The following is a 23854-nucleotide window of genomic DNA, read 5'->3' on the forward strand; positions in this document are numbered from 1 at the left end:
TGACGCCCGTGCCCTGCTGGGGAGTGGTGGTCACCGGTCGACGCCTCCCATCACGGGGTCGATGGACGCGACGGCGACGATGACGTCGGCGACCTGGCCGCCCTCGCACATCGCCGCCATGGCCTGCAGGTTGGTGAAGGACGGGTCGCGGAAGTGGACCCGGTAGGGGCGGGTGCCGCCGTCGGAGACGACATGCACCCCGAGCTCGCCCTTGGGCGACTCGACCGCGGTGTACGCCTGCCCGGCCGGGACCCTGAAGCCCTCGGTCACCAGCTTGAAGTGGTGGATCAGGGCCTCCATGGAGGTGCCCATGATCTTCTTGATGTGATCGAGCGAGTTGCCGAGGCCGTCCGGGCCGAGCGCCAGTTGCGCGGGCCAGGCGATCTTCTTGTCCTCGACCATGACCGGACCCGGCGCCAGGCGGTCCAGGCACTGCTCGACGATGCGCAGCGACTGGCGCATCTCCTCCAGGCGGATCAGGAAGCGTCCGTAGGAGTCGCAGGTGTCGGCGGTCGGCACGTCGAACTCGTAGTTCTCGTAGCCGCAGTAGGGCTCCGACTTGCGCAGGTCGTGCGGCAGGCCCGCCGAGCGCAGGACAGGGCCCGTGGCGCCGAGGGCCATGCAGCCCGCGAGGTCGAGATAGCCGACGTCCTGCATGCGGGCCTTGAAGATGGGGTTACCGGTGGCGAGCTTGTCGTACTCGCCGAGGTTCTTGCTCATCTTCTTCACGAACTCGCGGATCTGGTCCACCGCGCCCGGGGGCAGGTCCTGGGCGAGTCCGCCGGGCCGGACGTACGCGTGGTTCATGCGCAGGCCGGTGATCAACTCGAAGATGTCGAGAACGAGTTCACGATCACGGAAGCCGTAGATCATGATCGTCGTCGCGCCCAGCTCCATGCCGCCGGTGGCGATGCACACCAGGTGCGAGGAGAGCCGGTTGAGCTCCATCAGGAGCACGCGGATGACCGAGGCGCGGTCCGGGATCTGGTCCTCGATGCCGAGGAGCTTCTCGACCCCGAGGCAGTACGCCGTCTCGTTGAAGAACGGCGTCAGGTAGTCCATGCGCGTGACGAACGTCGTGCCCTGCGTCCACGTGCGGTACTCGAGGTTCTTCTCGATGCCCGTGTGCAGATAGCCGATGCCGCAACGGGCCTCGGAGACGGTCTCGCCCTCGATCTCCAGGATGAGCCGGAGCACACCATGGGTGGAGGGGTGCTGCGGACCCATGTTGACGATGATGCGCTCGTCGTCGGACCGGGCCGCGGACTGGACGACCTCGTCCCAGTCGCCGCCGGTGACTGTATATACAGTCCCCTCGGTCGTCTCGCGCGCGGATGCATGTGACGTGCTCATCAGCTGTACGACCTCCGCTGGTCCGGAGCCGGGATCTGGGCGCCCTTGTACTCGACGGGGATGCCGCCGAGGGGGTAGTCCTTGCGCTGCGGGAAGCCCTGCCAGTCGTCCGGCATCATGATCCGCGTAAGGGCTGGGTGACCGTCGAAGATCAGGCCGAAGAAGTCGTACGTCTCGCGCTCGTGCCAGTCGTTGGTCGGATAGACCGCGACCAGCGAGGGAACGTGCGGATCGGCGTCAGGGGCACTGACTTCGAGCCGGATCAGGCGGTTGTGGGTGATCGAGCGCAGGTGGTAGACGGCGTGCAGCTCGCGGCCCTTGTCCTCGGTGAAGTGGACCCCCGAGACGCCCGTGCAGAGCTCGAAGCGCAGGGCCGGGTCGTCGCGCAGGGTCTGGGCGACCCTCACGAGGTGCTCGCGCGCGATGTGGAAGGTGAGCTCGTCGCGGTCGACGACCGTCTTCTCGATCGCGTTCTCGGGCAGGAGCCCCTGTTCTTCCAGGGCCCCCTCCAGCTCGTCCGCGACTTCGTCGAACCAGCCGCCGTAGGGGCGCGCGGTGGCGCCCGGCAGGGTGACCGTCCGCACGAGCCCGCCGTAACCGGACGTGTCGCCGCCGTTGTTGGCGCCGAACATGCCCTTGCGTACGCCGATGACCTCGCCGGCCTCGTCGCGAGGGGCAGGGACGCCGTTTCCGTTCAGGTGCTCGTCGTGCGCGTCGCTCACCGCAGCAGCCCCTTCATCTCGATGGTGGGGAGGGCCTTGAGGGCCGCCTCCTCCGCCTCGCGGGCCGCTTCCTCGGCGTTGACCCCGAGCTTTCCGCCCTGGATCTTCTGGTGGAGCTTGAGGATCGCGTCCATCAGCATCTCGGGCCGCGGCGGACAGCCGGGCAAATAGATGTCAACAGGGACAATGTGGTCCACACCCTGCACAATCGCGTAATTGTTGAACATCCCGCCCGATGAAGCGCAAACCCCCATGGAAATGACCCACTTGGGGTTGGGCATCTGGTCATAGACCTGCCGCAGGACCGGCGCCATCTTCTGGCTCACGCGTCCGGCCACGATCATCAGGTCGGCCTGGCGCGGTGAACCGCGGAAGACCTCCATGCCGAAGCGAGCCAGGTCATAGCGCCCGGCTCCCGTCGTCATCATCTCGATGGCGCAGCACGCGAGGCCGAAGGTCGCGGGGAAGACGGATGACTTGCGCACCCAGCCCGCGGCCTGTTCGACGGTGGTGAGCAGAAATCCGCTCGGCAGTTTCTCTTCGAGTCCCATGCTCTTTGCCCCTCAGACCCTTAGTCCCATTCCAGGCCGCCGCGCCGCCATACGTACGCGTACGCGACGAAGACGGTGAGCACGAAGAGCAGCATCTCCACGAGCCCGAAAATCCCCAGCGCGTCGAACGTGACGGCCCAGGGGTAAAGGAAGACGATCTCGATGTCGAAGACGATGAAGAGCATCGCCGTCAGGTAGTACTTGATGGGGAATCGCCCACCACCGGCCGGAGTCGGCGTCGGCTCGATTCCGCACTCATACGCCTCGAGCTTGGCGCGGTTGTACCGCTTTGGACCGATAAGCGTGGCCATGACCACGGAGAAGATCGCAAAGCCTGCCCCGAGGGCTCCCAGCACGAGGATGGGCGCATAGGCGTTCACGCTCCTCGCTCCTCTCAGTCGGCACTGACTGTTGGCGGTTGCATCGGACTGCGGCCCGCGAAGATCGCGTACATGTGAAGCAGGTCACAAGCCCAACTGCCCCGCATCTTATGCCCGCCGGTCTGTGATCTGCGACACGGGGTGCGACAACGGCTTTGTGATCTCCACCACCTGACGAAGGATCATGAAGTCGGATGAGCGGTGATCTTCATACGCGAAGCGCCTGAGTGATCACCAGAGGTGACATCTCAGCGAGTTACCGCTGGTCGGGAGGGGGTCGCCCTATCAAGCGATGGCCGCCGCAAGCAAATTGGCGCTGGACGCGATGGCTTGATAGTGGCGGCTCGTTCACACTTTGGCGGGAGAGGTGTGGATGAGGGTGGACAGCCGTGGACGCGTGCACAGATTCACGAGCGGTCGGCACGCGGCCGAGGGGGGCCGAGTCGACGCGCTCGGACCGAGCCGACCGACGGGACCGATTCGGCGCGCTCGGACCGAGCGCGAATCGGCACCCGATCCACATCGATCCATCGCCGGGTTCGCATCGACCGTCGCCGGATCCGCATCGAACCGTCGTCGGGTCCACATCGAACCGCCGCCGGTTCCGCATCGACCGAACACCGGCTCCTCGTCGATCCGGCGTCGATCCGTCACCGATCCCCCACACCCACAACACCCCTGATTTCTTCGGGAGATCTCAGGAAGGTCTCGGCGGGATCTCAGGGAGATCCCCTAGGGTCAAACATGTGACCTGTGCCACACCCCATGATCCGGCGGAGAAGCGGGGCTTGGCCAACCGACTCAACCGGTGGTAGTCCACGGGCAATTCGGGCGTATCGCAGAAAACCCATGATCACAGGCGTGATCGCCGTTGTCCGCATTGCCCGTTACGGCGTCAATAAGAAGTGACACGCCCGGGATTCGAGGCCTCCGCGGGCAACTGTGGCGCAGCCCACGTTTCTTGAAGGGAACCCGGACTCCCTGATAGCGGTTGGTCTCATGTCCCACACCGCTCACATACCCAGCCACCGGAAGCCCCGTCGTAGCGCCACGAAGCAGGCCCTGCGCGCCGGAGTTGCCGGTGGCGTCCTCAGCACCCTGGCAGTGGCCGCGGCCGCTGGCACGGCGACCGCCGCCGAGCCGGTGACCGAGACCATCGAAATGCCCACGCTCACCACGGATCTCTCCACGCAGATCGCGCAGTCCGCGGAAGCCACGCAGCAGACCGCCGACAGCTACGAGCTCCGTGCCGAGCAGGACGCGGCCGCCGTGAAGGCCGCCAAGCAGGCCAAGGAAGACCAGGCTCAGGCCGAGAAGAAGGCCGAGGCCAAGGCGAAGGCCGAGGCCGCCGCCAAGAAGAAGGCGGAGGAGGAGCGCGCCTCGCGTTCCGCCGAGCGCACCACGCTCAGCGCCGCCGGCGGCTCCAGCGCCGCCACCGCCGACACGCCGGCCCCGGCCAGCGGCAGCGTCGGCACGGTCATCAGCTTCCTCAAGGCCCAGCTCGGCGACGCGTACGTCATGGGTGCCTCAGGACCCAACGCCTGGGACTGCTCCAGCCTCGTCCAGGCCGCGTTCAAGCAGGCGGGCGTGGACCTTCCGCGCGTCTCGCAGGACCAGTCGGTCTCCGGTACGCCGGTCTCGCTCTCCAACGTCCAGGTGGGCGACATCCTTTACTGGGGTGGCGCGGGCTCCGCGTACCACGTGGGTGTGTACATCGGTAACGGTCAGTACCTCGACGCCGCCAACCCCGGCAAGGGCGTTGTCATCCAGGACCTGTCGGGCTACCCCGCCGACGGCGCCGTGCGCGTCCTCTGAGGGCCCTCACAGCCACCTGGAAGGGCCGGGAACCCCCCTGTGGGGTTCCCGGCCCTTCCGTGCGTCCAGCGAGGCGCAGGCGTCAGCTCTTCGGCGAGAGCTCGCCCATCTCCGACCAGCTGCTGCCCGGGATCTCCGTGTGGATGATCTCCGGGGTCGAGGCGATCGCCTCGGACATCGTCTCCATGGCGGCCTTGAAGTGGTCGGAACCGACGTGCGCGGCGCCCGCCTCCTGCGAGGCGAAGCCCTCCAGGAGGACGAACTGGTTGGGGTCGTCCACGCTGCGGGACCAGTCGTAGAAGAGGTTGCCCTCCTCCGCGCGCGTGGCCCGCGTGAACTCGGCGGTCCGCTCCAGCCAGGTGTCGGCGTGCTCGGGGCGGACGGTGAACTTGACGGCGATGAAAATCATGCGGCCAGCGTCCTGCCGACCGCCGCGCGGGGCAAGCCGGAGATGTCCCTATTCCGGCAGGGTCGGAAACCCGCGCCGCGCGGCCCGCGTGAGAACCCGCGCCAACTCCCGCTGCCGCCCGCGGTAGGCGGCGGTCGGCAGCGAGACCGACAGGGCCCGCGCACCGTCCGGCAGCGGCACGGCCACGCAGGTGAACGCGGGGTCCGTCTCCCCCACCGACACGGCGACGCCCGCCGCGCGCACCCGGCGCAGCTCGGCCTCGAAGCGGTCGGGGCTTGTGATCGTGTTCTCGGTGAGGCGCGGCAGACCGTGCGCGTCGAGGTAGCGGCGTCTGGCCGCCCGGCTCAGCGAGGCGAGCAGCACCTTGCCGTGGGCGGTGGCGTGGGCGCCCCGGTCGAGGCCGACCTCGAAGGGGTCGCTCTCCCCCAGCGACGCGGTGCTGTCGACGACCGCGATCCGGCTGCCTCGCCGCGCGCTCAGATAGGCATGGGCGCCGACAGCCCTTCGTACGCCCAACAGGAGCCCTCTGCTTGCCTCGTCGATCCCGGCGTGCCGCTGGAAGGAGCGGTAGAGGGCGGGCACGCGCGGCCCGAGCGCGTATCCGGCGCCCGTGCGCTCCACGTGTCCGCGCGCGGTGAGCGGCGCGAGCAGGTGGTACACGGTCGACAGGGCGCAGCCGAGTTCACCGGCGAGCACCTTGGCGGGGACGGGGCCGGGGGCCCGGGCGATCGCCTCCAGGAGGTCGAGCGCCCGGTCCACCGATGCGGGACCGGGGTCCGCGCTCATGGGGTACTCACGCCTTCGGGGCCACCTTGCTCAGGCCGTTGATGATGCGGTCCATCGCGTCGCCGCCCGTCGGGTCGGTCAGGTTCGCCAGCATCTTCAGCGTGAAGCGCATCAGCATCGGGTGGGTCAGACCGCGCTGCGTGGCGATCTTCATGACCTTCGGGTTGCCGATGAGCTTCACGAAGGCGCGGCCCAGCGTGTAGTAGCCGCCGTAGGTGTCCTTGAGGACCTTCGGGTAGCGGTGCAGCGCCAACTCCCGCTGGGCGGGAGTCTGCCGGGCGTGCGCCTGGACGATGACGTCCGCCGCGATCTGCCCGGACTCCATGGCGTACGCGATGCCCTCGCCGTTGAAGGGGTTCACCATGCCGCCCGCGTCGCCGACCAGGAGCAGGCCCTTGGTGTAGTGCGGCTGGCGGTTGAAGGCCATGGGCAGGGCGGCGCCGCGGATCGGCATCGTCATGTTGTCCGGGGTGTAGCCCCAGTCCTCCGGCATCGAGGCGCACCAGGCCTTCAGCACCTCGCGCCAGTCCAGCTCCTTGTAGGCGGAGGAGGAGTCGAGGATGCCGAGCCCGACGTTCGACGTGCCGTCGCCCATGCCGAAGATCCAGCCGTAGCCGGGAAGGAGCCGGTCCTCGGAGCCGCGCCGGTCCCACAGCTCCAGCCAGGACTCCAGGTAGTCGTCGTCGTGGCGGGGCGAGGTGAAGTACGTACGGACGGCGACGCCCATCGGGCGGTCGTCGCGGCGGTGCAGCCCCATCGCGAGGGAGAGCCGCGTCGAGTTGCCGTCGGCGGCGACCACCAGCGGGGCGTGGAAGGTGACCGGGGTCTTCTCCTCGCCGAGCTTGGCGTGCACGCCGGTGATGCGGCCCGTGCGGTCGTCGACGATCGGGGCGCCGACGTTGCAGCGCTGGTGCAGGCGGGCGCCCGCCTTCTGGGCCTGGTTGGCGAGCTGCTCGTCGAAGTCGTCGCGCTTACGGACGAGGCCGTAGTTCGGGTAGGCGGCGAGTTCCGGCCAATCCAGTTGGAGCCGAACGCCGCCCCCGATGATCCTCAGGCCCTTGTTCCGCAGCCAGCCCGCCTCCTCGGAGATGTCGATCCCCATGGAGACGAGCTGTTTGGTGGCGCGCGGCGTCAGGCCGTCGCCGCAGACCTTTTCCCTTGGGAACGCGGTCTTCTCCAGGAGGAGTACGTCGAGTCCGGCCTTCGCCAAGTAGTAGGCGGTCGTGGAACCGGCTGGCCCGGCCCCGACGACGATCACATCAGCGGTGTGTTCGGTGAGGGGCTGGGGCTCGGTCACGGCGGGTTCTCCCCAAGGCTCGAAATCTGTGTGCCGGAGGGCACGGGTTATGGGCAGTCTATGCAGCGGTACTGATCAGCAAGCCGAAGGGCCACCCGTGACAAAGCAGGCACTGCCGACGAAGACCCTGCCCGCCGTACAGCTGCGTGTTCCGACCCACGAGGACGCCTTCGTCTGGCACCGGCTCTTCGACGATCCGGACGTCATGGAGTTCTTCGGCAGCGGTGCGTCGGCCGAGCTCTCCGTGTACGAGGAGCTGACCGCCCGGCAGCGCAGACACGACGCCGAACGCGGTTTCTGCTTCTGGACGTTGCTCGACGCGGACGGCGAGCCGATCGGCTTCACCGGAGCGCAGCCCTGGCCGCACGACTGGGGACCCAAGGGCGAGATCGAGATCGGCTGGCGGCTCGGCCGCGCCGCCTGGGGGAAGGGGTACGCGACCGCAGCCGCGCAGGCCACCCTGGAGCGGGTGCGCGCGGCGGGCGTGGGGCATGTGGTGGCGATGGTCGACGCCCGCAACGCGCGGTCCGCCGCGGTGGCCCGGCGGCTCGGCATGGAGCTGGCCGAGACCTTCACGACGCCGTCGAAGCGGCAGGCACACCGCTTCCGGCTCGCCCTGTAGCGGTCTACCCTGCCGGTACCGCTGGGGGGTGACGCCCGTGCCGAAGGCACCCAGGACAGCCGACGAAGTGCGCGTGCCGCGGCTGATCGGTCTGATGGCCGTCGACGCGCGCGAGTCGGCGGCGAAGCACGGCGTGCTGCTCGCGGCGCCGGACCGCCCCGACTTCCACCTCGTCGTCCTCGACCATGTCGTCCGGCAGTACCCGCTCCCCGACATGTGGATCCCGCGCGACGCCGTCGTCACCGTCTGGTTCGAGCTCGGCCCCGGCGAGGGCGACGGCGGCGCGGGGGTGCGCGAGCCGCGCCGCCCGGGGCCCGGGGACGGCGGGCTGCGCCAGGAACTGGACGAGCCGGGGAACGAGGTCGGCGCCATGCCGTGAGGCACGGAGCCGCCGGGTGCCTCAGCCGTTGATCCGCCAGTGTTCGAGCGCGGTCCTGTGGGTCTCCTCGCCCTCGACCGCGGGCCAGAAGTCCGCGCGCCAGGAGAGCTGGATGGCGTACTCGGTGCCGTTGTCCGCGACGTAACTCTGGTTCAGGGCATGGATCTCGCGGCCCGCCGTGTCGGTGTAGGTGTACTCCCAGATCGCGCCGCTGCGCCCCTGGAAGGTGTTCGGCTCAAGACGGATCCGCTCGTAGTCCGACTTCTTCGGGTCCTTCTTGGCATCCTTCTCGATGGTCGTGAAGTTCTGGTACGAGGTGTACGGGGCGTTCGGGACCACGCCGACGATGAACTCCTCCCGGCCCGTCGACCCGGCGTACACGACCTGGCCCGGCCGTTCCTCGCCCTGCCGGGTCCAGCCGTCGGGCACGGCGAACTCGAAGCCGCTCACGTCGGACACCAGGTCGTAGCCTGCGGGCAGTTCGGGGCCCTCGTCCACGGTGTCGGGGGTCTCGCTCGGCTCTTCGGTGGGAGTGAACGTGGGGGACGGCGACGGCGCCTCGGTGGGGTCCTCGGTGGGGTCCTGGGTGGGGTTCTCGCTGCGGCTGATGGCGGGCTTGTCGTCCTTGCCCCCGGCCTTGTCGGCCTTGCCGTCGTCGTTGTTCTGCCAGAGCAGGACGCCGGCCGCGATGCCGCTGCCGATGAGGAAGGCGGCGGCGAGGGTACCGACCCAGAGGGCGGTGCGGCGGGACTGAGGGGTGGCCGGGGGCCGCTGGTGCAGCTGGAAGGTGTGGGGGTCGTAGGCGGCGGGGGCGTAGGCCGGGTTCGCGGCCGGGTCGTACGCGGGTTGGGGCGCCGGGGTGGCGACTCCGGGCGCGGGGGCGTCGCCGGTGACGGGCCCCACGGCGCCGACTGCACCGACTGCACCGACTGCACCGACTGCACCGACTGCACCGACTGCACCGACGGCGCCTTCGGTGGGCGCGGTGGACACGGAACCGGGAGCGCCGATGGCGCCGGGCGCGCCCGCGGGTCCCGCCGGCATCGGAGGAACCTGCGGCATCGGCGCCAGGACGCCCGTCCGCTGTCCCGTCATCTGGAGCAGGAACGGCGCGATCAACGCGGCGGCGAACACCCAGAGCAGCCCGAACAGCAGCGCGTCCGGCACGCTCACGCCCGCCTCGAAGCTGCCGTTGCCCGAGCCGCTCCCGCCGCCGCCTCCGCCGAACTCCGACGCCGCGCTCCCGGAGGCGTCGACGCTGAATCCGCTGAGCCCGGCAAGGAGCAGGAAGAGCCCGAAGAAGACACCGGCGGCGAGCAGTTGCTCGCCTCGGTGGGCGGAGCGGCGTGCGGCGAGGACGCCGATGGTCAGCGCACACACGAGCCCGAGTGCCAACGCGCCCGCGATCGCCCAGTCGTTGGTGACGTCGCCGAGCTCGGAGAGCCCGAAGGACTCGCTCTCGTAGCCACCGCCGTACGCCGAACTGCTCCCCTGCACCGACGCGTCGAGCGGCGCTCCCCAGCCGAGGCCGAGGGCGGCCGCGCCGAGGTTCGGCAGCAGGAGCAGGGCGATGAGCAGCGGGGACACGTCCGCGTCGTCGAGGTCGGTGAGGCCTTCGAGGTCGTCGATCTGGGCGAGGCTGATGAACGCGACGACCGAGCAGAGCACGAGCACGATCGCGAGCGCCCGCAGCGCGGTGCCGGTGGCGCGGAACGCCGCCTGCCAGCCGGGCCGCGCCGCCAGCCAGTGGGCCAGGTCGTGGCGGTGCAGCACACCGCCACAGACGGCGATGCCGAGGACGAAGGCACCGAGTGCGGCGAGCACCGGCGAGGAGGAGAGCTCGACGCCCTCGATCTCGGGCTGTGCGAAGAGGCTGAGCACGAGGGTGCCCACGGTCACCAACAGGGTGACGCGCACGGCCGATTCGAGCCCCGCCGTGCCGCCGCCGAGGCCTCCGGAGCGCAGGAGGACGCGGTTGCGCAGGATGCGTACGCCGATGAAGAGGGCCCCGATCCACAGCGCGGTGGCGGTGAGCGGAATGAGGTGCAGCGTGGCGGTGCCGTCGAAGGCGACGTCCACGCTGGAGCTCTCGCCGCCGAAGAGCGACGACTGCTGCCGCTCGCTCCCGGAGATCTCGAAGCCGCCGCCGACGGCCTGGAGCAGCAGCGCGAGAGCGATCCGCATCCGCTCGCCGAACCCGACGACGACGTCACTGTCGTCGCCCTGCCCGTAGGAGGGAATGGCCAGTGCGACAGCCGCGACGAGCACCAACCCCACCGGCCACAGGGCGGCTTGCGCGGCCCCGGCCCAGTCGCCCCTGAACGCCCGTCCGAAGAAGGCGCCGAGGGGCGAGGGAGCGGCGGGCGCCGCGGGAACGTACGCGGGAGGGGGCGGGGATGCGGGGGTGGCGGGCGCCGGGGCGGGCGGAAGTGCGGGCGCGGGCAGGGAGGTCGCGGTGAACCCGGGGCCTGCGGGCGTGACTTCGGGCGCCGGAGCTTCCGGCGCCTCACCGGCGGGTGCGTCGGCCTCAGGTTCCACCGGCGCCGCATCCGCGGAGGTCGGGACCCCAAGCTCGGCCGCAGGCAGCTCCGCGGGCCCCGCGTCCACCGTCGTGTCACGCGGACGCTCTCGCCCGCACTTCATGCAGAAGCGGGCCTCGTCAGGGGTGGGTGCCCCGCAGTGAGGGCAATGCGACGCCATGGGAACGCTCCGTCATTGGGGAGATGACCAGAATGACCGACCCGTGCCGAAAGATCCCGCGGCGGCCGGTGCGAAAGAGCGGCTTCGCATCGACCCGTCGCGTCGGCGGAGTCGTATCACAACGGACACATCTTGCCCGGCGGCTGGTTCCCGTCAACTCGGTTCACAACGCAGGATTCTGCGCGCTCCCGGTCCAGGCGCGGAAAGGGCGCAGGCCTAGGCCTTGAACCCCCGGTGCAGGGCCACGACCCCACCCGTCAGATTCCGCCACGCCACCTTCGACCAGCCCGCGCCCTGCAACCGCGCGGCCAGCGTCGGCTGGTCCGGCCAGGAGCGGATGGACTCCGCGAGATAGACGTACGCGTCGGGGTTGGAGGAGACCGTGCGCGCGACCGGCGGCAGCGCCCGCATCAGGTACTCCTCGTAGACCGTGCGGAACGGCGCCCACGTCGCGTGCGAGAACTCGCAGATGACGACCCGGCCGCCGGGCTTCGTCACGCGGTACATCTCGCGCAGCGCCTCGTCCGTCTCGTGGACGTTGCGCAGGCCGAAGGAGATCGTGACGGCGTCGAACGTGTCGTCCTTGAACGGCAGCTTCGTCGCGTCCCCGGCCGTGAACGGCATCCAGGGGTGGCGGCCCTTGCCGACCTGGAGCATGCCGAGCGAGAAGTCGCAGGGCACGACGTACGCGCCCGCCTGGGCGAAGGGCTGCGACGAGGTGGCGGTCCCCGCGGCGAGGTCGAGGACCTTCTGCGCGGGCCGCGCGTCGACGGCCTTCGCGACCTCCTTGCGCCACAGCCGGGCCTGCCCGAGCGACAGCACGTCGTTCGTCAGGTCGTACTTCTCCGCCACGTCGTCGAACATCGAGGCGACTTCGTGCGGCTGCTTGTCCAGAGATGCGCGGGTCACCCGGCCATTGTGGCAGTACGGGCGGCGGCTCAAGGAGGCGGCTCACGGAGCGGGCGCGAAGCGGGCGCGAAGCGGCTCACGGCAGCGGCCGGGGCCCGCGCCGAACAGGAACCCCTGACTGTCCAGCGGCAGCCACCGCTCGAAGACCGTCACGAGCCGGTCGAGAACCCGAAGCGGGCCATATGCATTCGAGGAGGCAAGCAGGCCACTTTCGCAAAACTCCCTGAACTCGTCTCCCTGTACGTTGAAAAGCCAGCCCATTCCCCTGGTTCAGGAACTTCACGGCAGCGCGCGAGCGCGAGAGCAAGTGAGCGAGTAAAGCGTGCGGAACATACGAGGCGTGCGGAATACCCGGCGCTTGCTGAAGCCGGCCGCCGGTCTCGGCTGTCTGGTCGTGCTGATGTGCTCCGGGTGCTCGGAGTCCGGCAGCACAGAGGCCCGGTCGAGCACATCGCCCTCCGAGGCGTCCGCGACGCCCGAACCCACCACCGCCTACGCCCCGTACGTCAGCGCCACGACCGCCGGGGACAGCGACAGCTCCGGCACCCCGTCGGCGTACAACGTGGCCTTCGCCGTCGCGGACGGCAGCGACTGCACGCCCGTGTGGGGCGGGACGACGGACGTCGACGACGCCGCCGTGAAGTCCCGGATCGCGAAGCTGAAGTCCTCGGGCGGCACCGTCCGTGTCTCCTTCGGCGGCGCGGCGGGCAAGGAGCTCGCGCTCACCTGCGACAGCGCGTCCGAACTCGCCGACGCCTACGCCGAGGTCCTGGACGCCACCGGCGCGAGCGAGGCCGACTTCGACATCGAGGGCGACGCGCTCACCGATTCCGCCTCCGTCGCCCGCCGCTCCGAGGCGATCGCGCTGCTGCAGAAGAAGCGCGACCTCAAGGCGACCTTCACGCTGCCCGTGATGCCGTCGGGTCTGGACGCGGACAGCGTGGCGCTGCTTGAGTCCGCCAACGACCACGACGCCCGGGTCTCGACGGTGAACATCATGGCGATGAACTACGGCACGTCCTTCACCGGCGACATGGGCGACTACGCGATCACGTCGGCCACCAAGGCGCACGCCCAGATCAAGAAGGCCTTCGGCCTCTCGGACAGGAATGCCTGGAAGGGGCTCGCGGTCACCGCGATGATCGGCGTGAACGACGTGAAGGGCGAGACGTTCACGCTCGCGGACGCGGCCCGACTCCGTTCGTACGGCGAGAAGAAGGGCCTGGCCTGGGTCTCGATGTGGGCGTCGTTCCGCGACCGGCAGTGCCCGGACGGCACGTCGACGGCCAAGGCCCAGGACTCGTGCAGCGGGGTGGAGCAGGAGCCGGGGGCTTTCGCGAAGACTCTGTCGGCCCCGTAAGGGGCGCGGGGAACTGCGCGACAAGCCCCCACCGGGCCCGCGGAAGATCAGCGGCGCCGGTACACCAGGCGTCCGCCGAGCACCGTGGCGACGCAGGTCGCCCCGCCGCGCTCGACCAGTGCCGCCTCGTCGGGCACATCGAAGGCGGCGAGGTCGGCACGCCCGCCGACGGCCAGCGGTCCGTGGACCGTGCCCGCCAGGTCGATCCCCTCGACAAAGGGGTCAAGGTCAGGACCAGTCGTCAGCGGCGGCGCCAGCCGCCACGCGCCCGGCACCTCGCGCAGCCCCGACCGCGCCACCGACTGCCGCACCCCGTCGGGGAAATCCCCGCCGACGTGCGTCGTGCCGTGCGCGAGCATCCGCTGCAGACCGCGCCGCGCGCTCCCCGCCCACCGGGCGTCGTCGTCGCACTCGAAGTCCGGGATCGGCGCGGTGCCGAGCTCGTCGGCCTCGCGCGGATCGGGGTGGTAGACGCGGGTCAGGAGCCATCGGCCGTGCCACTGCCGAAGCCCCGGAGTGATCACGCCGGGCCACTGCCTGACGCGGGCGCGCGGCTGGGCGGCCACCACGTCCTCGTACGGCCCGATGGCCGCGATCCGGTCGCCGTCGACGAGTACCGCGCCTTCGGCCACCGGCGCCGCGCCGACCGGAAGGACCAGCGGCGCGGCATGAATCGTCAGCACGGCGGCCTCAGTTCCTTGGTTCCTCAGTTGGAGGCGAGGAGCTTCAGCTCGGGGTGGGCCGTGCCGCCCTCGATCGCCGTGGACGAGATGTGCGAGGCGACGCGGTCGTCGGTCGGGTCGTTCGCCGGGTCGTCGTGCACGACGAGGTGCTCGTACGTCGTGGCGCGCTGGGCCGGGACGCGGTCCGCGGTGCGGATCATGTCGATCATGTCGCGCAGGTTGTTCCGGTGCTTGGCGCCGGCCATGGAGACGACGTTCTCCTCCAGCATCACGGAGCCGAGGTCGTCCGCGCCGTAGTGCAGGGTGAGCTGGCCGGCCTCCTTGCCGGTGGTCAGCCAGGAACCCTGGATGTGGGCCACGTTGTCGAGGAAGATCCGCGAGATCGCGATCATGCGGATGTACTCGAAGATGCTGGCCTGCGTCCGGCCCTTGAGGTGGTTGTTCTCGGGCTGGTACGTGTACGGGATGAAGGCCCGGAAGCCACCGGTCCTGTCCTGGGTGTCGCGGATCATCCGCAGGTGCTCGATGCGCTCGGCGTTGGTCTCGCCCGTACCCATGAGCATCGTGGACGTCGACTCGACGCCGAGCCCGTGGGCGATCTCCATGATCTCCAGCCAGCGCTCGCCGCTCTCCTTGAGCGGGGCGATGGCCTTGCGCGGGCGGGCCGGGAGCAGCTCGGCGCCCGCGCCGGCGAAGGAGTCGAGCCCGGCGGCGTGGATGCGCTTGATGGCCTCCTCGGCGGAGACCTTCGAGATGCGGGCCATGTGCTCGACCTCGGAGGCACCGAGGGAGTGGATGACCAGCTGGGGGTAGGCCTTCTTGATCGCGGAGAAGTGCTCTTCGTAGTACTCGACGCCGAAGTCCGGGTGGTGCCCGCCCTGGAACATGACCTGCGTGCCACCGAGCTCGACGGTCTCGGCGCAGCGCCGCAGGATGTCGTCGAGGTCGCGCGTCCAGCCCTTCTTGGTGTCCTTCGGGGCGGCGTAGAAGGCGCAGAACTTGCAGGCGGTCACACACACGTTGGTGTAGTTGATGTTCCGCTCGATGATGTACGTCGCGATGTGCTCGGTCCCTGCGTACCGGCGGCGGCGGATCGCGTCGGCGGCGGCGCCGAGCGCGTGCAGCGGAGCATCGCGGTAGAGGTCGAGCGCCTCTTCGGCGCTGATCCGCCCACCTGCGGCGGCACGGTCGAGGACGGACTGAAGGTCGGCCTTCTCGGTCACCGGGGCGTCCCTTTCGTAAGGGTTCTGGACGGACCGATCCAGCGTACGCCAGCTGTTTGCGCCGCCCGACGTCAGGCGGCGTACGCACCGTGCGGCACGTCAGGCGGCGTACGCCCCGGCGAGCAGCCCCACGAACGCCCCGCCGATCAGGAAGGGCCCGAACGGGATCGCCGTCTTGCGCCCGGCGCGGCGTGCGATGACCAGCACTGTCCCGTACAGGGCGGCGAGCAGGAACCCGGCGAAGGTGCCGAGCAGCACCCCGCCCCAGCCGTACCAGCCGAGGACCGCACCGAGGCTGAGCGCGAGCTTCACGTCCCCGAAGCCCATGCCGTTCGGGCTGATGAGGAAGAGCACGAAGTACGCACCGCCGAGCCCGAGCGCCCCGTACAGCGCGTGCGACCAGGAACCGCCGTGCTCGGGCAGCAGCGCGGCGCCCCCGAGGAGGGCGAGCGCGGCCACGGCGAGCGGAAGAGTCAGCACGTCGGGCAGCCGGTGCACACCGAAGTCGACGACGGCGAGCAGGACGCCGAAGGGCGCGAGCAGCAGCCAGACTGCCAGCTCGGGCCGTGGGCCTGTGGCGGCGGCGAGGGCGGCGCAGACGAGGGCGGTGGCGAGGGTGACGGTCAGAGTGCGGGGCCCGAAGCGGTCTCCTCGCGGGCACCGCGCGAGCCCGACCCAGCCGCTCAGGGGGTGCCCGTCGGGGCAGCTGTCCCGCCATGCCTCGTCGGGCGGCACGGAGAGCCGGTAGACGGCACGGGGGACGAGCAGCCCGGCGGCGGCGCCCCAGAGGGCGCTGCCGACGACGACGTACAACAGCGGGTCCAACGGTCACCCTCTAGAGGCGGAGATACGGGTAGGTGGGTGGGAGAGGTCCGCCGCGAAGCGGCGGCCTCGAAACGCCCCACCCTCCGCAGCGAAAGAACTACCCCACGGCGGTGAGGCCACTGCGCCAGGTAGGCAGCAACTCGTCCAGCAAGGCTTCGGTCCGGGGCGGAACGCCCCGCGCCCCACTGCGGGCAACGAGATCGGCGGCCACCTGCTGGAGCCGCGCCGGATCACCCACCGCGTGGGTCGCCCGCAGCAGCTCGTTCCAGAGCCGCTCGTCCCCCGGCGAAGAGTTCAACGCGGCGTTCAGCGCCTCGATGGCCTTCTCCGCGCGCCCCTTCTCCAGGTGGAACTCGGAGAGGGCGAGCCCGATGTCGGCGACGAGCAGCGGCAGCTGCGCGTCGATGATCTCGTGCGTGAGCCACGCGTACCGCCCCTGCGGCCGGTCCGCGAGCAGCGGCCCGCGCACGAGCACCAGGGCGTCGGTGAGCATCCGCCCGCGCACAGCCCGGCTGTTGGCCCCGCGCCCCTGAGTCGCCTCGTGGTACAGCGACCGCAGGACGTCCAGGTCGGAGACCACGGACTTGGCGAGCGTGAGCCGCCCGCTCCGGTCGGCCGAAAGCCGCGGCGACCCGTCGGGCTCGGTGCCGAGCCACTCCCGCAGCCGCTCGACGAGCGCGTCGCGCACGTCCTCGGTGACACCGCGCGGCCACAGCGCGGAGGAGAGCACCCGCGGGTGCACGCCCTCGCGGTGCAGCAGGAGCAGCGCCAGGGCCTCGTGCATCAACGGGCTGCGCTCGCCGTCCGGAGTGTCGAGGCCGATGATCTCGTACGTACCGACGAGGCGCGCGTACACCGCGGGCCGCCCCTGCTCGGTGACGTCGACCAGGAACGGCGGAGCGGCGGCCGTACGGCCGGAACCGGTGGAGCCTGCGGTCCCGCCCTCCCCCGGGTCTGCGTCGAGGAAGAGCTCCACGACGGCCCGCTGCTGGGCCTCGGGCAGCGCCTGCGCCTCCAGCTCGAGGCCGAGCAGCGGGGCGAGGAGCTTGCCCTCGGGGGTGATCTCCATCTCCCAGGCGGCGCCCGGCAGGTCACCGGACTCGGTGCCGACGAGGTACCCGATGCCCAACCGGCTCGCGTCGGCGGCCAGTTCGGCGAGCTTCACGGCATCGTCCCCGGTGGGCTCGGCGGCGAGCAGCACCAGGTGCGGGGCCCAGCGGGTGTGCTGGGCGGGTCCCGTACGGCCGGTGAGCACCGAGTCGTGCCCGGCGGCCCCCAGGGCTCCGCGGCGCTGTCGCGTCTCGGCCTCCATCGTCTCGATCAGCGCCTCGATGTCGTCGAGGTGCCGCAGACGGTTGGGCGCGAGCGGCGTCAGGTCCTGCCCGAAGCCGACGAGGGTGATGGTCATGCGGTCGGACCACCCGTTGGTGGCGAGCTCGGCGGCCACGGAGGCGAAGACGGCGGCACGGTCGGCCTCGCGCCCGCTCAGCGAGACGACACCGGGCACGGCTTCGAGGTTGAGCAGCAGCCGCGAGTCGTCGAGCGTCCCCAGACTCACCAGGCCCGGGTAGGGAGCGGCGGTGTCCACGTCCTCGTACTGCTCGGCGTCGGTGCGCGCCAGCATCCAGAACGTCTGGTCCTGCCCCAACTGCCAGGGAGCAGGCGGCCGCCCGGCGGGCTGGGCGAGCTGGAGGTGCAGGTCACCGCCGCTGAGCCAGGCCGCGTACACGGTGGGAAGGGCCCGGGACTCCTCGGCGAGCGAGGCGGCGAGCCCCCTCAGGGACAGATCGAGAAGCCGTACGCCCTCGGGGTCGGCCCCCACGAGCAGCGCGTCCATCGCGTCGGCCGCGCCGCCGGTCGGGGTCGGCGGCTCCATGCCGCGACGTCCGCCGATGGCGCCCATGGCCGACTGCCACAGCGCGTGACGCCGACGGCGGCCGAGCGCACCGAGCAGTCCTGCGGCGAGCAGCGGGGCGCCGATGAGGGCCTCGGGCAGCCCGAAGGAGAATCCTTCGGACTCGCCGCTGCTGGCGACGGGTGCCTCCTGCTGCCCCTTCCCGCCCTCGGAGGGCCGCTGCTCGGGAATGGTGATGTGCGCGGTGTCGCGATCGACGGAGCCGGAGCCGCCTTGCTGACCGCCGCCCTGCTCCTTGGCGCCGCCACCCTGCTGGTGATCGCCGGACTTGGCGTAGTCGGAGATCTGCTCCTTCACGTCCTGCGAGACCTTGGGCGCCTCGTCGGGCATCTCGACGAGCTCGCCGCCGTGCGCGTCCGCGGGCATCTCCATGATCCAGCCGGGCCGGATGAGGCTGGCCTCGGACAGCCGCGAGCCGTCGGGCTGCTCACGGTCCTTGTTGAGCTGGTAGATCTCCTTGTACCTGCGGCCGTCGCCCAGGTGCCGCTCGGCGATCTCCCACATGGAGTCGTGGTGGCGTCCTTCGGGCGGCTGGATCCGGTAGTACTTCGTGTCCTCGCTCTTGCTCCCGTCCGCATGGGCGGCCGCCTGCTCGGCCTGTTCGGCGACGGCACTGGCGGCGCTGCCTGCCTGCTCCTGCCCGAAGAGACCGCCGGGGGTCTGCTGGGCGGAAGCGGCGGACGCGGGCTTCTGGTTCCCCTCCAGCGACTGCCCGAACTGCGAGAGCCCCGGCGCGAAGCTGGCGGCGGTCGCGCCCACCAGGAGCAGGGCCGCGACGAGTTGACGGGCGAGGAGCTGGCTGCCGCCGGCGCCGGGAATGCGGCCCGGCATGCCGACACCGGAGAGCGCGGCCTTGACCTCGACCAGCACACAGGCGGTGAACTGGGCCCAGGCGAGCCAGACGACGACGGTCAGTACGTTGATGAACGTCCCGACCGTGATCTCCTGCTGCAACCAGTCCAGCGAGGGCGCACCGCCCGGAAGCGGCCACCCCACGGCGTACGCGAGGGCGCCAGGCACGCCGAAGACCAGCGCGGCCAGCGCGACGAAGGCGAGGAACGCCTTGACGAAGTCCCCGAACGTGCGTCGACGCCGGGGCAGCGGCTGCGGCGTCCGATTCCGTGGAGCCGACGGGCCGCCTGTCGAACTTGAAGTGGTGCGCGCCATGGCGGGTGTCCTGATGTCCTCTGGGAGGGAGCGGATGGGGATCAGCGGTGGGCTTGCGTGGTCTTCTGCGGTCTTCAGCGGTCTTCAGCGGTCTTTGCGCTGAGCGTACTGAGGCGATGGTACGGAAGGGGCCGAAGGTCAGACAGGGGAATCCAGGGGCAACGGCCCTCAAGGGGCTTCTCCAGGTGCCCGTTTAAGCCCGAGTTGCACCGAAAGCGCAACTCTCCTTGCACACTTCCCGCCCGATCCGGCCCGTTCCAACCCGGCGATTGACCGCCCGACGGGGGCATTCGTCCGGCATTCACGCCCCCTCGTCACAGTTCCGGCACGGATTCGCTGCGCCCGCGTAGCACTTGAGGACCGTTCGCTTCCGTCATCACGCGGGACGCGAGAACCTTCACACGGCCCACCAGTGCTGGTAACTCACGCCTGGTAGCGTCGTCCGGCTCCATTCTCTCCTGCACACATGTCGAACTCTGCCGAACTCTGCTGAATCTGGGGGACTGCAATCGTGGCCCGTCGCTCCATGCCCATCGCTGCCATTCTGATGGCAAGCGCGACCCTGCTGCTGACCGCTTGCGGGAGCGGCGGGGGCGACAGTCCTTCGGACGAGATCGAGGGGACAGGGAAGGGGTCGGGCAAGCCCTCGCCCTCCGCGTCGGAATCGTCGGGGGTCGACCGCCCCAAGATCACCCTGCCCACGTCCTTCAAGGCTGACTTCGAGGGCTGGACGGACAGCGACCCGAAGATCCAGTCGATCCTGAACGACGGCAAGGAACGGCTCCGCGGGACATACGCCGCGATCGGTGAAGCCGACCCCGAGGCCGACTACTTGGCCTTCTACAGCGCCCGGTCCGCCCTCGCCAGCGGCGAGAAGTGGGTCAAGGGCTACAAGGGGCTGACGATCACCGGCGAGATCAAGGCCTCCCGCCCCGAGGCGGAGATCCGCGAGAAAGGCCGGGCGACTCTCTTCTACTGCGTGGACGAGAGCAAGGGCTTCAGCAAGGACCTCAAGACCGGCAAGAAGGAAGGGACTCCCGAGGGCGAGTCCCCCAAGGTCCAGTACCGCACGGCTCTTGAGAAGAGCGACAACGGCGTCTGGATGACCACCTCGGTAGAGACCGACCCCGGGGGATGCTGATCGTGCGCTCCACTCGCAGCACCATAGGCACCGCGATCGTCCGGGTGATCGCCCCCTTGGCGATCGTCTCGGCTCTCGTTCCGTCGCCCGCGTCGGCGCTGGGCGGGCCGGGCCATGAAGGCGGCGGCAGCGTGGACGACGAAGGCAACCTCGGCGCCGGCGTCACGCACTCCTCGATCAAGATCTCGTACAAGAGCGGCGGAGACGGCGGCGGCAAAAAGGGGAACCTGGCGCCGATCGACCCCAACTGGAAACCTCCGGCCTGCTGGTACGAGCCCGCCTACACGCCCGAACAGCTCAAGAAGGCCGCGGAGGCCGGAGAAGTCGACGACGCCGGCATCCACGAATTCTGGTCGGACGCGATCTTCATCGATCACTACGACAAGGGCGAGGCCAACGACAACTTCGACGACGAGAACAGTCGCGCCGAGGGCTACAAGAACTACAACATCGGCAAGGACGGCTACTTCTGGCGCGGTGTCGCACCGGACGACACCGACCCGGACTCCTGGGACTGCGGCCGGATCATGTTCTGGCAGGACGCGGGCACGGTTCCCGACATCCCGCATGCCCCGACGCCGAAGATGCTCGCCGAGTACGCCTACGACAAGGTGAAGGTCCCCGACACCGAGGTGGAGCTGAAGCCGGAGGCCAAGTCGACGGTGAACCTGCCCACGTGGGTCTGGCTGGACAAGGGCACCTTCAAGGACGTCAAGGTCCGCGCGGAGCTCCCGAACACAGGCCTGTGGGCGGAGACCACGGCCAAGCCGAAGAGCCTGCACCTGGAACCGGGCACGGCCGACGCGGAAACCTTCCCGGCATCCGGCGAATGCGAGATCAACGACGACGGCAGCATCGGCACGCCCTACACCAAGGGCAAGTCGAGACAGGATCCGCCGTGCGGCATCACGTACCTCCGCGCCACCGACGGAAAGCCGTACCAGCTGAAGGCCTCCATCACCTGGGAAATCTCCTGGGAGGGCTCGGACAACGACGGCAAGCACAATCTGCCGAACGGCACCTTCGAGACGACCCAGGACATGGACGTACAGGAAGTCCAGTCGATCAACCGCTGAAGTCCTGACCAATTCACGGAGCGAGCGGGGATGGTGCAGGGATGGCGCAGGGATGGCGCAGGGATGGCGACACCGGATTTCGACACCGGATTTCGACGTAACGGGAACCTCGCCTCCCTGGGTCGTCTTCACCCCCAAAGGCACAGCGCAGATGGACAGCGGGCTGTCCACCCTGGCCGCGAGGGGAGGCCGCGTGCACCACTTCCCCGCGTCCGCCCTGATGACCGAGCAAGGCATCTACGGTTCCTTCGCGGAGGCGCTTCAATTCCCCTCATATTTCGGGAGGAACTGGGATGCCATGGTGGACTGCCTGGACGATCTGTGCGGCGCGGTCACGGGGCGAGTCGGTATCGCAGGCGTCATCCACGATGCCGACCCCCTGCTCGAAACGGCGAATTTCCCCTTGCTCGTATCGGTCCTCTGCCAGGCGGCGGACCGAGCGAATTCAGGGGTGGACCTCGACGGATTCCCCTTGGACCGACCAGCCATCGCCGAGCATTTCATCTTCGAGTTCAATCAATTCGACCAGGAAACGATCAGACTCAGGGTGGACCAGCCCGACCTGCTGGTCACGACAGGGGACGGTTTCGTCGCGGCTGCTCTCGACCCCGAGGAATGGCGTTGACCGGGATTCACCCGCGGGGTTTGACTGTTGACGGGGCGGACAGGAACAGCAGGCAGCTCACGCCTCACGGGCCACGCGATATCGTCGCTTCCCGGCAGCGGGACGCGGAGAGCTACGCAAGGGGGACATGACCATGGCCGGCAAGGGCAAGAGCGACCTCGCGCTTCCGCTGAGCGACCTTGAGGACTACGGGAGCAGACTCCGGTCCGTCAAGGACAGGATGAACCGCACGAAGAAGACCTTCGAGTCCTACAAGGACGACATCGGCGACGGCGGCGTGTACGACGCACTCGAGGACTTCGAGTCCAACTGGGAGGACGGCCGCGAGGACATCACCCAGCAGCTGAGCGCGCTGGCGGACATGTCCGACGCGGTCGTACGGGAATTCAAGAAGCTGGACGACAAGCTGGCGAAGGATGTCTCCGAGGGCGTGAAGGACAAGGGCGGCAAGGGGAAGGGCAAGGGAGAGGGCGACTAGCAGGCCGCCCACTCAGGCGTCCGTCCCACTCTCCTCCAATCCCCTCCCCTAGCCTCCCCTCCACTCCCCTCACCATCCGAGCCGGGTCACGTCTAGCTTGAGCCGCCCTCAAGTGGGCTCTCGAAGCTGACCAGTTCCGCGATCTGACGGAGCAGCGCCCGGTACTCGTCGCGGCGGGCCGCGGCCGCCGTGCTCAGGGTGAGGACTGCGATGCGCTTGCCCGTCGGGTGCGGAAGGTGGGCGTGGAGCTGGAGCAAGGCGCGTCGGCCCGGTGGAAGGCCGGCCGCGGGGGCCGGGGCCCGGAGGGTTTCACTGAGGGTGGCCGGACCGCACGCCAGGTCGGCGTACTCAATGCGGGTGTGGTGGTCGGCGGTGGCTACGGCCCGGGCGGCAGCGAAGGAGCGCGGGGACCACGCCGTGTCTCGCCAGGTGATCGTAAAGAGGGAGAGAAGAGGACTGCCGTCGCCGTTCTCCGTGTCATCACGGTGCAGACCGATTGAGCTGTGGACTGTGCCGACTTCCCGTAGGGCTTGCAGGAGTTGTTGGGCTGTGGCCAGTTGGGCGGCGAACAGTTGGCGAGTCGCCTCGTCCGGGATGGCGTCGAGGAGTGGCGCGACGGCTTGACGGAGCACGTCGTCGGCTGGGGAGCCGGGTGGCGACGGAAATGCGTCCAGCGGCACTGTGGTGAAGCCTTGGGGTTCCGCGAACCAGATGGCGGCGTCGGCGTTGCGGGCTGAGCCGTGGATCGCGAAGCAAGCAGTACTCATGGCGTCCGATCAACCTGTTCAATCCATCTGAGTCAGTGAGTTGTCGTGATCGGCGACCCGCGCTCCGGCTCGGCGAGCACGTTCGACGTCTCGGGCACTGGCGCCCCAATTGAATGGCGCGATGCGCCTGTCGAGAGCCGCCCTTTGGTGGAGGACGTACTTACGTTTGGGCGCCTTGCCCTCGCGTCCTGGCGCCGCGATGACAGCAAGAAAGCGGGGGTCTCCGGCGAACCAGAGCGGCTCGATCTGTGCCTTGAGCTCCGGTTTGGTGCGGCTTCCACCGATGCGCTTGGTCCACCAGTACCGGCGCATGGTTCTGAGGAAGACCAGGGGGATCTTCTCCTCCGGCTTCGCCGGATTGCTGAACGCGAACCAAGGACCCTTCTCGTTGGATCCAGGATGCTCGCCCAAGCCGCGCTCCACTCCATCGAGCACCTGCCATGGGTACTGCTGCAGAATCCGCCGCATGCGTACAGCCCAAGGGAAGTAGGCGAGCTGAGTGAAGGAGCGGTAGAACGCCAGCATCATGAACGGCAACAGCAAAGGGACGTATCCCGGGGACAGGTACACCGCCAACGCAGCCAGCAGGGCTACCCACGTGACGATCCAGCCGACGAGACCGACAACGTTCATTGCCATGTGCCTCATCCACGCTTGGCGTGTGGGTGCGT

23 protein-coding genes and 1 pseudogene are annotated in these 23854 nt (G+C 69.5%); 8 read left to right on the forward strand and 16 right to left on the reverse strand.

What is annotated here, in order from left to right:
- Positions 1-30 precede the first annotated feature (30 nt).
- Genes ABZ833_RS33600 through ABZ833_RS33615 form a run of 4 tightly spaced genes read right to left on the reverse strand, consistent with a single transcriptional unit; the run spans position 31 to position 3006 of the window.
- Positions 31-1353, reverse strand: a complete 1323-nt coding sequence (locus tag ABZ833_RS33600; protein WP_361054754.1) for an NADH-quinone oxidoreductase subunit D — start codon at positions 1351-1353, stop codon at positions 31-33.
- On the reverse strand, positions 1353-2075 hold the full coding sequence (locus ABZ833_RS33605; RefSeq protein WP_249588404.1) for an NADH-quinone oxidoreductase subunit C: 723 nt from the start codon (positions 2073-2075) through the stop codon (positions 1353-1355). The genes ABZ833_RS33600 and ABZ833_RS33605 overlap by 1 nt, the downstream gene beginning before the upstream one ends.
- Positions 2072-2626 carry an NADH-quinone oxidoreductase subunit B gene (locus ABZ833_RS33610; RefSeq protein WP_160506582.1) on the reverse strand — a complete coding sequence of 185 codons (555 nt, stop codon included), beginning with the start codon at positions 2624-2626 and terminating at the stop codon, positions 2072-2074. Before ABZ833_RS33610 ends, ABZ833_RS33605 begins: the two co-directional genes overlap by 4 nt.
- 20 nt (positions 2627-2646) lie before the next feature.
- Positions 2647-3006, reverse strand: a complete 360-nt coding sequence (locus ABZ833_RS33615; protein WP_003992243.1) for an NADH-quinone oxidoreductase subunit A — start codon at positions 3004-3006, stop codon at positions 2647-2649.
- Positions 3007-4005: 999 nt separating this feature from the next.
- Between ABZ833_RS33615 and ABZ833_RS33620 the strand changes: the two genes are divergently transcribed.
- Positions 4006-4821, forward strand: a complete 816-nt coding sequence (locus tag ABZ833_RS33620; RefSeq protein WP_361054759.1) for a C40 family peptidase — start codon at positions 4006-4008, stop codon at positions 4819-4821.
- 82 nt (positions 4822-4903) lie between these two features.
- Here the strand turns inward: ABZ833_RS33620 and ABZ833_RS33625 are convergent, their stop codons facing one another.
- Genes ABZ833_RS33625 through ABZ833_RS33635 form a run of 3 tightly spaced genes read right to left on the reverse strand, consistent with a single transcriptional unit; the run spans position 4904 to position 7313 of the window.
- Entirely contained in the window at positions 4904-5230 is a 327-nt protein-coding gene (locus ABZ833_RS33625; protein WP_249588406.1) for a putative quinol monooxygenase, read from the reverse strand.
- 48 nt (positions 5231-5278) lie between these two features.
- On the reverse strand, positions 5279-6016 hold the full coding sequence (locus ABZ833_RS33630; RefSeq protein WP_361054763.1) for an IclR family transcriptional regulator C-terminal domain-containing protein: 738 nt from the start codon (positions 6014-6016) through the stop codon (positions 5279-5281).
- Positions 6017-6023: 7 nt separating this feature from the next.
- Positions 6024-7313 carry a geranylgeranyl reductase family protein gene (locus tag ABZ833_RS33635; protein ID WP_249588409.1) on the reverse strand — a complete coding sequence of 430 codons (1290 nt, stop codon included), beginning with the start codon at positions 7311-7313 and terminating at the stop codon, positions 6024-6026.
- 97 nt (positions 7314-7410) lie between these two features.
- On the opposite strand from ABZ833_RS33635, the gene ABZ833_RS33640 reads away from it, so the two are divergent.
- Both ABZ833_RS33640 and ABZ833_RS33645 read left to right on the forward strand, forming a co-directional pair.
- On the forward strand, positions 7411-7935 hold the full coding sequence (locus ABZ833_RS33640; RefSeq protein ID WP_361054767.1) for a GNAT family N-acetyltransferase: 525 nt from the start codon (positions 7411-7413) through the stop codon (positions 7933-7935).
- Positions 7936-8029: 94 nt separating this feature from the next.
- The gene (locus tag ABZ833_RS33645) at positions 8030-8314 is read left to right on the forward strand and encodes a serine/threonine kinase (RefSeq protein ID WP_361055170.1); all 285 of its coding nucleotides are present in this window, start codon (positions 8030-8032) and stop codon (positions 8312-8314) included.
- A gap of 21 nt (positions 8315-8335) precedes the next feature.
- Here the strand turns inward: ABZ833_RS33645 and ABZ833_RS33650 are convergent, their stop codons facing one another.
- From ABZ833_RS33650 to ABZ833_RS33660, 3 genes and pseudogenes are all read right to left on the reverse strand, one after another.
- Positions 8336-10852 (reverse strand): PT domain-containing protein, encoded by a 2517-nt coding sequence (locus ABZ833_RS33650; protein WP_361055215.1) that lies wholly within the window; start codon positions 10850-10852, stop codon positions 8336-8338.
- Between the two features lie 93 nt (positions 10853-10945).
- A pseudogene (locus ABZ833_RS33655) lies at positions 10946-11014 on the reverse strand (zinc-ribbon domain-containing protein); the annotation flags it as partial.
- 216 nt (positions 11015-11230) lie between these two features.
- Positions 11231-11923, reverse strand: a complete 693-nt coding sequence (locus ABZ833_RS33660) for a demethylmenaquinone methyltransferase (RefSeq protein ID WP_361054770.1) — start codon at positions 11921-11923, stop codon at positions 11231-11233.
- Between the two features lie 400 nt (positions 11924-12323).
- Here ABZ833_RS33660 and ABZ833_RS33665 point away from each other — a divergent pair, with 400 nt between their 5' ends.
- Positions 12324-13283 carry a chitinase gene (locus ABZ833_RS33665; protein ID WP_361055173.1) on the forward strand — a complete coding sequence of 320 codons (960 nt, stop codon included), beginning with the start codon at positions 12324-12326 and terminating at the stop codon, positions 13281-13283.
- 47 nt (positions 13284-13330) lie between these two features.
- On the opposite strand, the gene ABZ833_RS33670 is transcribed toward ABZ833_RS33665, so the two are convergent.
- From ABZ833_RS33670 to ABZ833_RS33685, 4 genes are all read right to left on the reverse strand, one after another.
- Positions 13331-13966: a hypothetical protein gene (locus tag ABZ833_RS33670; protein WP_361054773.1), complete on the reverse strand. Its 636-nt coding sequence runs from the start codon at positions 13964-13966 to the stop codon at positions 13331-13333.
- A 23-nt stretch (positions 13967-13989) separates the two neighbouring features.
- Positions 13990-15189 (reverse strand): cyclic dehypoxanthinyl futalosine synthase, encoded by a 1200-nt coding sequence (mqnC, locus tag ABZ833_RS33675; protein ID WP_361054776.1) that lies wholly within the window; start codon positions 15187-15189, stop codon positions 13990-13992.
- Between the two features lie 99 nt (positions 15190-15288).
- A complete protein-coding gene (locus tag ABZ833_RS33680; protein ID WP_361054779.1) occupies positions 15289-16014 on the reverse strand; it encodes an A24 family peptidase in 726 nt (241 codons plus the stop codon).
- 97 nt (positions 16015-16111) lie between these two features.
- Positions 16112-19096 carry a BTAD domain-containing putative transcriptional regulator gene (locus ABZ833_RS33685; RefSeq protein WP_361054782.1) on the reverse strand — a complete coding sequence of 995 codons (2985 nt, stop codon included), beginning with the start codon at positions 19094-19096 and terminating at the stop codon, positions 16112-16114.
- Positions 19097-19643: 547 nt separating this feature from the next.
- Between ABZ833_RS33685 and ABZ833_RS33690 the strand changes: the two genes are divergently transcribed.
- From ABZ833_RS33690 to ABZ833_RS33705, 4 genes are all read left to right on the forward strand, one after another.
- Entirely contained in the window at positions 19644-20237 is a 594-nt protein-coding gene (locus tag ABZ833_RS33690) for a hypothetical protein (RefSeq protein WP_361054785.1), read from the forward strand.
- Between the two features lie 98 nt (positions 20238-20335).
- Positions 20336-21313, forward strand: a complete 978-nt coding sequence (locus tag ABZ833_RS33695) for a hypothetical protein (RefSeq protein ID WP_361055176.1) — start codon at positions 20336-20338, stop codon at positions 21311-21313.
- 52 nt (positions 21314-21365) lie between these two features.
- Positions 21366-21938, forward strand: a complete 573-nt coding sequence (locus ABZ833_RS33700; RefSeq protein ID WP_361054788.1) for a barstar family protein — start codon at positions 21366-21368, stop codon at positions 21936-21938.
- Positions 21939-22065: 127 nt separating this feature from the next.
- Positions 22066-22416 (forward strand): hypothetical protein, encoded by a 351-nt coding sequence (locus ABZ833_RS33705; protein ID WP_361054791.1) that lies wholly within the window; start codon positions 22066-22068, stop codon positions 22414-22416.
- Between the two features lie 92 nt (positions 22417-22508).
- Here ABZ833_RS33705 and ABZ833_RS33710 read toward each other — a convergent pair whose 3' ends face one another.
- Both ABZ833_RS33710 and ABZ833_RS33715 read right to left on the reverse strand, forming a co-directional pair.
- Positions 22509-23183 carry a hypothetical protein gene (locus tag ABZ833_RS33710; RefSeq protein WP_361054794.1) on the reverse strand — a complete coding sequence of 225 codons (675 nt, stop codon included), beginning with the start codon at positions 23181-23183 and terminating at the stop codon, positions 22509-22511.
- Positions 23184-23201: 18 nt separating this feature from the next.
- Positions 23202-23822, reverse strand: coding sequence for a hypothetical protein (locus ABZ833_RS33715; RefSeq protein ID WP_361054797.1), 621 nt, complete (start codon positions 23820-23822; stop codon positions 23202-23204).
- Positions 23823-23854: the final 32 nt, after the last annotated feature.

This window comes from Streptomyces sp. NPDC047525, from assembly GCF_040643025.1.
Classification (GTDB): domain Bacteria; phylum Actinomycetota; class Actinomycetes; order Streptomycetales; family Streptomycetaceae; genus Streptomyces; species Streptomyces durmitorensis.